The organism is Variovorax sp. YR750, assembly GCF_900109805.1.
Lineage (GTDB): Bacteria > Pseudomonadota > Gammaproteobacteria > Burkholderiales > Burkholderiaceae_C > Variovorax > Variovorax gossypii.
Window position 1 is genome coordinate 120,126 of sequence record NZ_FOBJ01000007.1, and the last position, 11,864, is coordinate 131,989.

Consider the following 11,864-nt stretch of genomic DNA (forward strand, 5'->3'; position numbering starts at 1 on the left):
CCGGCCGGACCGCTAGCCCGGCGAGGGTGTGGGGGTAGGTACGTGCCCGCCGATGTCGCGCGCGATGCTCAGCGCGATGTCATGCAGGCGCGGCGCGAGTTCGTTGCGCAGGCGCTCCTCGGTGAAAACGAAGGCGGCGCCGCCGCCGTTGAGCGCCATCACCTCGCCGTCGGGCCCGATGAGAGGCACCGACACCGAATTGATCTCGCGGTGGAACTCGCCGAGCGACAGGCAATAGCCCAGCCGCTTCGATTCGCCGATGGCGCGGTTCATGTTGGGCGCGATGCTGTCCCACTCGGGGCCGCGCAGCAGGCGCATCGAATCGACGAGCTGGTTGCGCTGCGCCTCGGGCAGTGCAGAGAGATACGCGCGGCCGAGCGCCGAGTTGGCCAGCGGCGCGCGCGAGCCCACATCGAGCCGGGCGGACAGCATCGACGAGCGTGGGCGGCAGGCTTCGATGAGCACCATCTCCATGCCGTCGCGCACCGCCAGGTAGACCGAGGCGCCGACCTCTTCCGCCATCGCCTGCATGCTGGGCCGCGCCGCGGCGCGCACGTCGAGGCTGCCGAGGAACACGCGCGACAGCGACACCACGCCCGGGCCGAGCATGAAGCGGTCGGGCGCCTGCGCCGGCTTGAGCATGCCCAGCGAGAGCAGCGTGGCGACCAGCCGGTTGACGGTGGGGCGCGGAATGCCGGTCATGCGCGCCAGGTCGGCATGGCCCAGCACCGGGCGCTCTTCGCTGAAGCAGCGCAGCACCGAGATGCCGCGCTCCAGCGCGCTCACGGTGTCGGAGCGCTCGCCGCGCGCGTCGGCCTGCTCGGCCGGGGAGAAAGAGGTGTCGTTCTTTTCTGTGGACATGGAGGAACCCTTCGCAAGACTCTCAGGATCGGGACTACCGAATGTAGAGGCTCGCGGGTGGAGGGCTGCCGGGTTCATGGCCGCGCAGGTTCCGGTGAAGGCTCATCAGGCACCGGCTTCGGCAGTGGCGGGCGAGGTCGCCGCGCCCTGCCCCGCATCGGCACCAGCACGCAGGTACACGCCCTGCTCCAGCAGCTCGGACTGCAGCGCACCCACGTCGATGAAGCGCGGCTCGATACCGCCGCGCGAGGCCAGCGCCGCGGCCACGCCGGCGGCCTGGCCGGTGATCCAGCACTGCGGAATCTCGCGCATGAAGCCGTGCGAGTTGCGGTCGCAGGAGATGTGGCGCCCGCAGGCCAGCAGGCCGTCGAGCTGCTTCGGCACCAGCGCGCCGTAGGGAATGGAGATGTTCGGGAACTTGGGCGAGACGGCGGGCGACACGCCGATCTCGTCCGCCAGCGGCACGCCGTCGGGCCACTGGCTGCGCAACACCGAGCCCACGCCGACGAGGCGCCGCGCATGGCGCACGCCGATCTGCGGCGCGCTCAGCATCAGGTAGGCGTTCTCGAAACCCGGCGCGTGGGCGCGGAAGTAATCGAGATGCGCGGCCATGGCGCGGTGCGAGCGCACCTCCACGGCGGTGAGGTCGTCCACGTCGAGCGCCGAGTAGCCCGACTGGCGCGGCCCCATGAAGAGCGCCACGTCGTTGCGCCACGAGACGAAGGGCCGCTCGAACAGGCCGCACTGCTCGCGCCCGCCCGCCATGAAGGCGGTGAAGGCTTCGGGCTGGCCGGCCTTGAACTCGATCCAGCGGTTCATGTCCACGCCGCCGAAGAGCCAGGAGGTGTTCATGCAGTGATGCACGTCGGCTTCCTCGATGTCGTTCACGTACTCGGCGCCGGCACGGGCGAACAGGTCGCCGTCGCCGGTGGCGTCGACCACCACGTCGGCCATGATGGCCATGCGACCTTCCTTGCTCTCGAACACCACCCCTTTGACGGCGCCGTCCTGCACGATGGGAATGGCGGCCCACGAGTGGTAGATGAGCTTGACCTTGCGCTCCAGCACGATCTCCTGCGAGAGCAGCTTCAGCCGCTCGGGGTCGATGGTGGGCGACCAGGTGACGATGCCGTGGTAGGCGGCGGTGCGCTGCGACCAGTGCGCGGCCTTGGCCGTGTCCTGCGAGCCCCAGTCCTCGCGCACCGGGCCGGCGATGGCCTCGGCCGGCAGGCGGTCGAACAGCTCTTCGGCAAAGCCGCGAATGACCAGCTTGCCCTCCCAGTCGGTCATGCGGTCGATCCAGATGACCAGGCCGCCGGTCGACAAGCCTCCCAGGTGGTTGTAGCGCTCGAGCAGCGCCACGTCGGCGCCCGCACGGGCGGCGGCGGCGGCAGCGGCGGTGCCCGAGGGGCCGCCGCCCACCACCAGCACGCCGCAGCGGTGATAGACCGGAATTTTCTTGCCGGGCTCGGCCCAGCTGCCGTGGTCAGGCCGCTTGACGCGGCTGTCGCGGTCGAAGATGTCGGAGGACAGGATGCGCTCGTCGGTACGGACGACAGTTTTCATGAATGCGTTCTCGGCTTGGCTTGTTTCGTCGTATTTTGATTTCACTTTCCATTTTGTCAAACTCAAAAGGCAAATATTTGGGGTATTCCCTAGCAAATATGGATTTTTATGGATTTCAAGATCAATATTGAAGAAGCATTCCAACGGAGACATCGATGAAGAAACTTCACGGCACCCGCCGTGCCTTCGGCTCGGCCCTCAGTGCCGCGGCCCTGCTGGGCCTCGCGCCCCTGGCCGTGGCGCAGGACTTTCCGGCGCGCGGCAAGCCCATCCGCATCGTCGTGGGCTTCACCGCCGGCGGCGGCACCGACGCGCAGGCGCGCATCGTTGCGCAGAAGCTCGGCGAGGTCCTGAACACCAGCGTGATCGTCGACAACAAGCCCGGCGCCAGCACCATGCTGGCGGCCAACGAGGTGTCGCGCGCCCTGCCCGACGGCTACACGCTGCTGTACGCGCCCTCGTCCACCATGGCGCAGAACCCGCACACATTCGCGCAGGTGCCCTACGACCCGTTCAAGGACTTCACCGCCATCTCGATGGGCGGGCGCGGGCCGCTGGTGCTGTCGCTGAGCACCAGCGTGCCGGTCAACAACGTGAAGGAGCTCGTGGCCTACGTGAAGTCGCACCCGGGCAAGGTGAGCTACGCCTCGTTCGGCGCAGGCACTTCCTCGCACATCTACGGCGAGGCCTTCGTGAAGAAGACCGGCATCGATGCGGTGCACATCCCGTACAAGGGCGGCTCCGACGCGGCGAAGGACCTGATCGGCGGACGCGTGCAGTACATGTTCGACTCGGCCTCCTCGGCCATCATCACCGCCTCCTCCGGCAAGGTGAAGATCCTCGCGGTGGCCGCCGGCGCGCGCATCGCCGCGCTGCCCGACGTGCCCACCTTCGCCGAGCAGGGCTACGCGGGGCTCGACCTGCCGAGCTGGCTGGGCTTCTACGGGCCGGCGCGCATGCCGGCGCCGGTGGTCGCGAAGCTCAACGCGGCGCTCGCGAAGGTGCTGGCGATGCCGCAGGTGCAGGAGTTCTATCGCAGCGGCGGCTACGAGGCGGGCGCCACCACGCCGGAGGAATTCGCCGGCATCACGCGCTCGACCTACGACAGCTGGGGCGCGATGGTGCAGCAGGTCGGGTTGGTCAAACAATGAGCGACATGCAGGCTTCTTCTTTCTCCTTTCCGCTACACCGGCGCCGGTTCGCCGCCTGGCTCGCGCTCGGCGCCGCGAGCCCCTTGCTGCCGGCGCATGCCGCCGCGCCTTTCCCGGACAAGGGCCGCACCATCCGCATCGTGCTGGGCCTGGCGGCCGGCGGCGCCTCGGACGCGCAGGCACGCTTCGTCGCCAACAAGCTCGGCGAGGTGCTGCAGACGCCGGTGATCGTGGAGAACCGGCCGGGCGCGAGCTTCATCCTCGCGACCGAGGAAGTGATCCGTTCCGCGCCCGACGGCTACACCTTCATGTACGCGCCCTCCTCCGTGGTGGCGCAGAACCCGCAGACGCTGGCGCAGGTTCGCTACGACCCGTTCAAGGACCTCACGCCCATCTCGCTCGGCGCGCGCGGCCCGCTGGTGCTGACGGTGCACGCGAGCGTGCCGGCGCGAACGGTGCAGGAGCTGGTGGCGTACATCAAGGCCAACCCGGGGAAGATGAGCTACGCCTCCTTCGGCACCGGAACCTCGTCGCACATCTACGGCGAGGCCTTCGCACGGCAGGCCGGCCTGGACGTGGTGCACGTGCCCTACAAGGGTGGCGCCGACGCGGCCAAGGACTTTCTCGCAGGCCGCGTGCAGTACTACTTCGACGCGGCACCCAACGCCATCCAGAACACCGCCACCGGCAAGGTGCGCATGCTGGCGGTGGCAGCGCCCAAGCGCAGCCCGATGCTGCCCGACGTGCCCACCATGGGCGAACAGGGCGTGAGCGGCGTCGACATGCCGAGCTGGCTGGGCTTCTACGGACCGGCACGCATTCCGGCGCCGGTGGTCGAAAAGCTCAACGCCGCGCTGGCGCAGGTGCTGGCGATGCCGGCTACTCGCGAGTTCTTCCGCCAGGGTGCGTACGAGGCCGAGTCGTCGAGCCCGCAGCAGTTGGCCGACCTGACGCGCGCGACCTACGACCAGTGGGGCGACATCATCCGCAAGCTGGGGCTGGTGAAGCAGTCGCAGTAAGGATCAGCGGAAAAAGTCCACCAGCCGCGCGTTGACCTCGTCGGCGCGCTCGTACTGCGCCCAGTGGCCGGCACCGTCGACCACCACGCCCTCGCGCGCAGGCCCTTCGGTTGCCAGCTGCGCGACCAGCGGGCGCGGGTCGGCGGTGACGTCGAATTCGCCCCACAGCAGCAGCGTCGGCACATTCAATGTGCCGAGCGCCTGCTGCAGCCCGCCCGATTGCGACACCTCCTTGCTGCGAAAGCGCGTGCCATGGCAGGAGATATCGTGGATCTCGAAGGCCAGCGCGTCGATGGCGGCCGGGTCGTGCAGCATCAGCGCCGCGAGGTTGTTCAGCAGCGCGGCCCGTTCAGCCTCGCGGTCGGGGGCGGCGCGCCAGTTGATCATCTGCGCCGTCATGCGCCTCAGCGTGCCGTGGCCACCGCTGCCGATGAGCGCGAGGCGGCGGACCGCGCCGCGACCGGCCCCGAAGCGCGCGGCCGTCAGTCCGCCGAACGAGAAGCCGCCGAGGTCGATGACGGTGCCCGCGCCGATGAGCTGGTCGAGCGTGCCGCCGAGCGCGGCGAGCAAAGGCTTCAGCGGGTCTTCGCCGGACGCCACGCGCGGCGGTGCGTCAGATTCATTGAAGCCCGGCATGTCGGGCAGCCACAGCGTGCGGCCGGCCGACAGCGCCTCGGCGTTTCGCAGCCAGTGCATCCAGCTGCCGTGGCCGCCGTGCAGCAGCACCAGCGGCGGGCGGGAGGTGTCCGTGCCGAAGCGGCGCCAGCGCACGCGCACGCCCTCGTGCACCGGATCATGATGGGTCGAGAGCGCGTCGATGCGCGCGATGAGGTCGGCGTTCATGGCCACATCCTTTGCAGTTCACGTTCGCCGTCGAGAAACTGGTGCTTGAGCGCGGCCAGCACGTGCAGGCCGAAGAGAACGTACAGCACATAGCCGGCCCATGCGTGCACGCCTCCCAGCACGGTGTGCCATGCCTCCTTCACAGTCGGCTCGATGGCCATGATCCAGCCGATGCGAGGCCATTCGAACAGGCCGAAGAGCTGCATCGGATGCGTGGCGGCGTCCTTCCAGGCCGAGTCGTGCATCCAGCCCGACAGCGGCAGCAGGATCATCAGCAGATAGAGCACGCCATGGGCCGCATGGGCCGCGAAGCGTTCGAAGGCCCCGTAGGAGCCCGGCATGGCCGGCGGCTTGTGCGTGGCACGCCAGAGGATGCGCATGATGACCAGGCCCAGCACCGTGATGCCTATGGACTTGTGGGTGTCGATGGCCGGACGCACCCAGTCGTCGGGATAGCGGTCGACCAGCAGGATCAGGGCGATGTTGAAGATCATGAGCACCGCGATCAGCCAGTGCAGCGCGATGGCGGTTCGGGTGTAGCGGGTTTGTGCGAGCATGCGGGGAATTTTCGGGCGTGGGCCGACTCAGTCGGGAGCGCGTGCGATTGTCCCGGCATTCCCCGGGCTTTTCGAAACCGCAGGCCGAGTCTTTACGTACCAGCGAACCACCGACCGACAGCCGCCCGGACGACATCCCTTGAACGACTCTCTCCAACGCGCCTTCCTGGCCGCCTCGCCGCGCCTGTCTCCACCCGGCACGCCGCTGAGAAGCTGGCTCATCCACGGCAGCGTGCTCGTGCTGTGGGCCCTGCTCTTCGCCATGGCCTTCAAGGCCGTGAACGTAGGCGCCTGGTCGGTGGGCGTGGCCTACGTGCTGTACGACACCGTGCTGCTGCTGTTCGTCGCGTGGATGACCCTGCCGATACTGCGGCCCCGGCCCGCGCCCTCACCTGCGGCCACCGCGCGACGCAACACGCTTGGCGTGATCGTCGCCTCGCACAACGAGGCGGCCGTGCTACCGGTGACGCTCGCCGCCCTGCTCGGCCAGACCGACGCGCCCGACCGCATCGTGATCGCCGACGACGGCTCGACCGACGGCACGGCCGAGCTGCTCGCCACGCAATACGGACTCGTAGCGCCGGGTCTCGGCGAACTGAGCGCCCCCAGCGCCACGCATCCTTCGCTGTACTGGCTGCGCCTGCCCCATGGCGGCAAGGCGGTGGCACTGAACGCGGCCGTCCTGTGCATCGACACCGACATCGTGCTCACCGTCGATGGCGACACGCTGCTCGACAGCCGAGCCATCGGCGCCGTGCGCCGCGCCTTCTCGGAAGAACCGGGGCTCGTCGCAGCCACCGGCGTCATCACGCCCGTGTGCAGCCGCACGCTGGCCGGCCGCTGCTTCCAGTGGTTCCAGACTTATGAGTACATCCGCAATTTCCTCTCGCGCTATGCATGGATGCGCGTCAACGGCCTGCTGCTGATCTCGGGCGCCTTCGCCGGCTTTCGCACCGAGGCGGTGCGCGCCGTGGGCGGCTTCGACACCGACTGCCTGGTGGAAGACTACGAGCTCATCCACCGCCTGCATCGCCACGCCCAGGCACACGGCCTGCCATGGACGGTGCGCGTGCTCGGCGAAGCACAAGCGCACACCGACGCGCCGAGCAGCACCGGCGCCTTCCTGCGCCAGCGCCGCCGCTGGTTCGGCGGCTTCCTGCAGACGCAGTTCTGGTACCGCGCAATGGTCGGCGACCGGCGCTACGGCTGGCTCGGCGTCGCGATGCTGCCGGTGAAGGCCGTCGACACCCTGCAGCCGCTCTACGGCCTGGCAGCCTTCGGGCTGCTGCTGGTGTACTTGGTGCGCGGCAACCTCGGCGTGCTGGCGCCAGTGGCCGGCGTGATCGGCGCGAAGATCGTGCTCGACCTTGCCTTCCACCTGTGGTCGGTGCACCTCTACCGGCGCTGGATCGGCTCCGGCAGCGGCAAGGCCGGCTTCGGGCAGGCCTTCGCGGCCGCGCTGATCGAGCCGTTCACCTTCCAGATCCTGCGGCACACGGGCGCGGCGTGGGGGTGGTGGATGTTTCTGACGGGGCGCGGTACGTGGGGAAGGCAGACGCGCGTGGGGCTGGTGGATGCCGATGGGGTGCGGCGCGATCGATGAACCTTCAGCCGCCGAACCGGAAGCTCGACACCACGAGCCCACCCATGAAGGCATCCTCGTGATACACGCGCTCGCCGGCTTCTCCCTCGGCAGCGCCGACGGCCACCATCAGCGGAATCAGGTGCTCCTCACGCGGATGCGCCATGCGCGCCGCGGGGGCTGACTCCCAGTCGAGCAGCTGCGCGCTGCGCTCGCCGGCGGAGCTCTTCGCCACCGCCGCTTCGAGCCAGTCGTCGAAGGCCTTCGACACGCCGTGCGCCTGCGGGCCGAAGTTGCGCAGATTGTGGTAGCTCAGGCCGCTGCCGACGATCAGCACGTTCTCGTCGCGCAAGGGCGCAATGGCTCGACCCAGCGCCAGGTGCTCGGCCGGATCGAGTCCGCGCCGCAGCGAGAGCTGCACCACGGGCACGTCGGCCTTGGGGTAGATCGCGGCCATCGGCGAGAACATGCCGTGGTCGTAGCCGCGCTGCGGGTCGATCTGCGCCGGCAGGCCGGCCGCGGCGATCAACGACTGCACGCGCTGCGCCAGTTCGGGCGAGCCCGGCGAGTCGTAGTGCACCTCGTAGGTGTGGGCGGGGAAGCCGCCGTAGTCGTAGATCATGGGTGGCTTGGGGTTGCCCTGCACCGTGAAGGCGGGCGCCTCCCAGTGCGCCGACACCACGAGGATGGCGCTGGGCGTGCGGCCGATCTGGCGCGGCATGTCGGCCAGCGAGGCTTCGAGCTGGTCGTAGGTGGGGCCCATTTCTTTCTTCATCCAGGGCCAGGGGCCTCCGCCGTGGGAGATGAAGTAGGTCGGCAGGCGCGAAGACGAAGTATTCGTGGCGGTAGCGTTGTCCTGGGTCAAGTCGATGCTCCTTGAAAGCGTTGCATCGACTCTAGACATTTCCCCGGAAGAAATCGACAGGCTACGATGCATCGAATCAGTTCCTCCCAGGAAATCTTCGAGAAGGACGTTCTTTCATGGACCGGATGACCAGCCTGCGGGTATTCCGAGAAGTCGTGGAGGCGGGCAGCTTCGTGGCGGCGGCCGAGCGCATGGGCATGTCGCCGCCGATGGCGAGCAAGCATGTCGCGCAGCTGGAGAAGTCGCTCGGGGCGCGCCTGCTGCACCGCTCCAGCCGCCACCTGAGCCTGACCGAGGCCGGCACCGCGTGGTACGAGCAGAGCCGTCGCGCGCTGGACCTGCTCGACGCGGCCGAGGCTGCCATCGGCCAGGCGCACGACACGCCGCGCGGCCAGCTCAAGGTGAGCGCGCCCGTGTGGTGCGCCACGCCGCGCTTCGCCCGGGTGCTGGCCGACTATCGCGAGAAGTACCCGGAAGTGCTGGTCGACATGCACCTGGAGAACCGCAAGGTCGATCTCGCGGCCGACGGCTACGACCTCGCGCTGCGCGCCACGCAGGAGCCCTCGCCCGCGCTGATCGCCCGGCCGCTGTGCCGGGTGCCCTTCTTCCTCGCGGGCACGCCGGCCTACCTGGAACGCATGGGCGGCCTGCCCTCGGTGCCGGCCGACCTCGCGAGGCTGGGCGCGATCGTGCCCAGCTACGTGAACCTGGACAACCTCGCGCTCAAGGGGCCGGGCGGGCGGATGTTTCCGCTGCGGCTGGTGCCGGCCATGCGCTCCGACGACACCACGCTCACGCTGCATGCGGTGCGCGCGGACATGGGCATCGCCTACATGCCGGCGTGGCTGATCGACGACGACATCGCGCAGGGCCGTCTGGTGCGGCTGCTGCCCGAGTTCGAGGCCACGCCCGTGACGCTCTTCGCGGTGTACACCAGCCGGCAGTACATGTCGCCCAAACTGCGTACTTTCATCGACTTCCTGGGCGAAAGGCTCGGCAGCATGGAGCCTGCTGAACGCTTCCTGAAGAACGCACCTTTTCGGGGCAAGGTCATGCATGCGCGGCTAAAGTCCTGAGCTCTCCGGGAGACTCCGCCCTTGTTCCGCTTCTTCGAAAAACTCCTTCACCCCTACCCCGCCGCCGAACCCGCGCTGCCGCCGCAGGGCTTCCTCGCCTTCCTCTGGGCCTGCACGCACGGCGTGCGGGGCAAGATCGGGGTGATGGCGCTGCTCACCGCCGTGATGTCGATCTTCGAGGCGGCGCTGTTCGCGATCCTCGGCCGCATCGTCGACTGGCTTGCAGGCCAGGAGCCCTCGCGCCTGTGGCAGGACCGCGGCGACACGCTCATGTGGCTGGCCGCGTTCCTGGTGATCAGCATCCTGGTGGTGGCGCTGCAGACCATCGTCAAGCACCAGACGCTCGCGGTGAACCTGCCGATGCGCCTGCGCTGGAACTTCCACCGGCTGATGCTGGGCCAGAGCATGGCCTTCTACCAGGACGAGTTCGCCGGCCGCATCACGGCCAAGGTGATGCAGACCGCGCTGGCGGTGCGCGACACCGTGTTCGTGCTGGCCGACGTGCTGGTGGCCATGGGCGTGTACGTGGCCACCATGATCATCCTGGTGGGCGTGCTCGACGCGCAGCTGGTCTGGCCCTTCCTGATCTGGCTGGCGCTGTACATCGGCTCGCTCGTGTACTTCGTGCCGCACCTGGGCAAGGTCGGCAAGGAGCAGGCCGACGCCCGCGCGCTGATGACCGGCCGCGTGACCGATGCCTACACCAACATCGCTACCGTCAAGCTGTTCTCGCACACGCAGCGCGAGGCCGGCTTCGCGCGCGACGCGATGCGCGAATTCATGAAGACGGGCTACGGCCAGATGCGGCTGGTGAGCGCCTTCGAGATCGTCAACCACACGCTGAGCATGGGCCTCACGGCCGGCATGGCGGGCGTTGCGCTGTGGCTGTGGTCGCACGGCTCGGTCGGCGTGGGCGCGGTGGCGGCTGCCACGGCGATGGCGCTGCGGCTGCAGGGCATGTCGCACTGGATCATGTGGGAGATGACCAGCCTGTTCGAGAACATCGGCACGGTGCAGGACGGCATGAAGACGCTGTCGCGCCCGCGCACGGTGATCGACGCCTCCGACGCGAAGGCGCTCGAGGTGCCGCGCGGCGAGGTGCGCTTCGAGCATGCGAGCTTCCGCTATGGCGACGCGGGCCGCCGCGTGATCGACGACCTGACGCTGACGGTGAAGCCCGGCGAGAAGATCGGCCTGGTCGGCCGCTCGGGCGCGGGCAAGTCGACGCTGGTCAACCTTCTGCTGCGCTTCCACGACCTGGAAAGCGGCCGCATCCTGATCGACGGGCAGGACGTCGCGCACGTCACGCAGGACTCGCTGCGCAGCCACATCGGCATGGTCACGCAGGACACCTCGCTCATGCACCGCTCGGTGGCCGACAACGTCGCCTATGGCCGGCCCGATGCCACGAAGGAGCAGATCGAGGCGGCCGCGAAGCGCGCCGAGGCGCACGACTTCATCCAGACGCTGGGCGACGCGAGCGGCCGGCGCGGCTACGAGGCGCACGTGGGCGAGCGCGGCGTGAAGCTCTCGGGTGGCCAGCGCCAGCGCGTGGCGATTGCGCGCGTGATGCTGAAGGACGCACCGATCCTGCTGCTCGACGAGGCCACCAGCGCGCTCGACTCCGAGGTGGAAGCCGCCATCCAGCAGAGCCTCTATGCACTGATGGAAGGCAAGACCGTGATCGCCATCGCACACCGGCTCTCGACCATCGCCGCGATGGACCGGCTGATCGTGCTCGACGAGGGCCGCGTGGTGGAAGAAGGCGACCACCGCACGCTGATGGCGCAAGGCGGCCTGTACGCGCGGCTGTGGGCGCACCAGAGCGGCGGCTTCCTGGGCGACAGCCTCGAGGAAGACGAGGCACTGCGCGCCTGAGGGGTCCTCAGGTCGGCAAAGCGCCGGCCTCGTATTGCGCGACGAACTCCCCGCTCGGCGGGATCGGCTTGATGACGTCGATCAGCACGCCGTTCGGGTCGCGCGTGATGAAGTGGCGCTGCCCGAAGGCCTCGTCGCGCAGCGGCAGCAGGATCGGCAGGCCGGCGGCCTTGAGCCTGTCGTGCACCGCGTCGGGGTCGTCCACCTCGAAGTTCAGCAGCGTGCCGCCCGCCACCTGCCCGCGCGCGGCGGCGGGGATGGTTTCGTGCCGGCCGTCGAGCACGGCGAGGTTCACCGAGGGCTCGTCCGCCAGTTGCAGGTGCACATACCAGTCGCTGGTGAACAACGGCACGAAGCCGAAATGCGCCTTGTAGAAATCCGCCGTTCCGGCGACGTCGTTGGTCATGAGAACGGGGTAGTAGCTCGTCACTTTCACGGTGAGTCCTTTCATTTAACATACAGACTG

At 68.7% G+C, this 11,864-nt stretch carries 11 protein-coding genes; 5 read left to right on the forward strand and 6 right to left on the reverse strand.

What is annotated here, in order from left to right; genetic code table 11:
• Window positions 1–12: 12 nt before the first annotated feature.
• Together BMY35_RS15985 and BMY35_RS15990 are read right to left on the reverse strand one after the other, a co-directional pair.
• Entirely contained in the window at window positions 13–861 is an 849-nt protein-coding gene (locus tag BMY35_RS15985) for an IclR family transcriptional regulator (protein ID WP_093200766.1), read from the reverse strand.
• A gap of 105 nt (window positions 862–966) precedes the next feature.
• On the reverse strand, window positions 967–2,427 hold the full coding sequence (locus BMY35_RS15990; protein WP_093200769.1) for an FAD-dependent oxidoreductase: 1,461 nt from the start codon (window positions 2,425–2,427) through the stop codon (window positions 967–969).
• A gap of 155 nt (window positions 2,428–2,582) precedes the next feature.
• On the opposite strand from BMY35_RS15990, the gene BMY35_RS15995 reads away from it, so the two are divergent.
• Both BMY35_RS15995 and BMY35_RS16000 read left to right on the forward strand, forming a co-directional pair.
• Window positions 2,583–3,578: a Bug family tripartite tricarboxylate transporter substrate binding protein gene (locus tag BMY35_RS15995; RefSeq protein WP_093200772.1), complete on the forward strand. Its 996-nt coding sequence runs from the start codon at window positions 2,583–2,585 to the stop codon at window positions 3,576–3,578.
• A gap of 5 nt (window positions 3,579–3,583) precedes the next feature.
• Window positions 3,584–4,597 carry a Bug family tripartite tricarboxylate transporter substrate binding protein gene (locus tag BMY35_RS16000; RefSeq protein ID WP_093201345.1) on the forward strand — a complete coding sequence of 338 codons (1,014 nt, stop codon included), beginning with the start codon at window positions 3,584–3,586 and terminating at the stop codon, window positions 4,595–4,597.
• A gap of 3 nt (window positions 4,598–4,600) precedes the next feature.
• Here BMY35_RS16000 and BMY35_RS16005 read toward each other — a convergent pair whose 3' ends face one another.
• Complete coding sequence (locus BMY35_RS16005; RefSeq protein WP_093200775.1) at window positions 4,601–5,440, reverse strand: alpha/beta fold hydrolase; 840 nt, start codon at window positions 5,438–5,440, stop codon at window positions 4,601–4,603.
• The gene (locus BMY35_RS16010; RefSeq protein WP_093200778.1) at window positions 5,437–5,997 is read right to left on the reverse strand and encodes a cytochrome b; all 561 of its coding nucleotides are present in this window, start codon (window positions 5,995–5,997) and stop codon (window positions 5,437–5,439) included. Before BMY35_RS16010 ends, BMY35_RS16005 begins: the two co-directional genes overlap by 4 nt.
• A gap of 139 nt (window positions 5,998–6,136) precedes the next feature.
• Between BMY35_RS16010 and BMY35_RS16015 the strand changes: the two genes are divergently transcribed.
• Window positions 6,137–7,600 carry a glycosyltransferase family 2 protein gene (locus BMY35_RS16015; RefSeq protein ID WP_093200781.1) on the forward strand — a complete coding sequence of 488 codons (1,464 nt, stop codon included), beginning with the start codon at window positions 6,137–6,139 and terminating at the stop codon, window positions 7,598–7,600.
• A gap of 4 nt (window positions 7,601–7,604) precedes the next feature.
• Here the strand turns inward: BMY35_RS16015 and BMY35_RS16020 are convergent, their stop codons facing one another.
• Window positions 7,605–8,444 (reverse strand): DODA-type extradiol aromatic ring-opening family dioxygenase, encoded by an 840-nt coding sequence (locus BMY35_RS16020; RefSeq protein WP_093200784.1) that lies wholly within the window; start codon window positions 8,442–8,444, stop codon window positions 7,605–7,607.
• Between the two features lie 116 nt (window positions 8,445–8,560).
• Here BMY35_RS16020 and BMY35_RS16025 point away from each other — a divergent pair, with 116 nt between their 5' ends.
• Together BMY35_RS16025 and BMY35_RS16030 are read left to right on the forward strand one after the other, a co-directional pair.
• The gene (locus tag BMY35_RS16025) at window positions 8,561–9,520 is read left to right on the forward strand and encodes a LysR family transcriptional regulator (protein WP_093200787.1); all 960 of its coding nucleotides are present in this window, start codon (window positions 8,561–8,563) and stop codon (window positions 9,518–9,520) included.
• A 21-nt stretch (window positions 9,521–9,541) separates the two neighbouring features.
• On the forward strand, window positions 9,542–11,398 hold the full coding sequence (locus BMY35_RS16030) for an ABC transporter ATP-binding protein (RefSeq protein ID WP_093200790.1): 1,857 nt from the start codon (window positions 9,542–9,544) through the stop codon (window positions 11,396–11,398).
• A 7-nt stretch (window positions 11,399–11,405) separates the two neighbouring features.
• Here the strand turns inward: BMY35_RS16030 and BMY35_RS16035 are convergent, their stop codons facing one another.
• The gene (locus tag BMY35_RS16035) at window positions 11,406–11,834 is read right to left on the reverse strand and encodes a VOC family protein (RefSeq protein WP_093201348.1); all 429 of its coding nucleotides are present in this window, start codon (window positions 11,832–11,834) and stop codon (window positions 11,406–11,408) included.
• Between the last annotated feature and the right edge of the window lie 30 nt (window positions 11,835–11,864).

Excerpts from the sequence above, each read along its gene's own strand:
- BMY35_RS15985 (WP_093200766.1), bottom strand. The coding sequence starts at position 861 with ATGTCCACAGAAAAGAACGACACCTCTTTCTCCCCGGCCGAGCAGGCC.
- BMY35_RS15990 (WP_093200769.1), bottom strand. The coding sequence starts at position 2,427 with ATGAAAACTGTCGTCCGTACCGACGAGCGCATCCTGTCCTCCGACATC.
- BMY35_RS15995 (WP_093200772.1), top strand. The coding sequence starts at position 2,583 with ATGAAGAAACTTCACGGCACCCGCCGTGCCTTCGGCTCGGCCCTCAGT.
- BMY35_RS16000 (WP_093201345.1), top strand. The coding sequence starts at position 3,584 with ATGCAGGCTTCTTCTTTCTCCTTTCCGCTACACCGGCGCCGGTTCGCC.
- BMY35_RS16005 (WP_093200775.1), bottom strand. The coding sequence starts at position 5,440 with ATGAACGCCGACCTCATCGCGCGCATCGACGCGCTCTCGACCCATCAT.
- BMY35_RS16010 (WP_093200778.1), bottom strand. The coding sequence starts at position 5,997 with ATGCTCGCACAAACCCGCTACACCCGAACCGCCATCGCGCTGCACTGG.
- BMY35_RS16025 (WP_093200787.1), top strand. The coding sequence starts at position 8,561 with ATGGACCGGATGACCAGCCTGCGGGTATTCCGAGAAGTCGTGGAGGCG.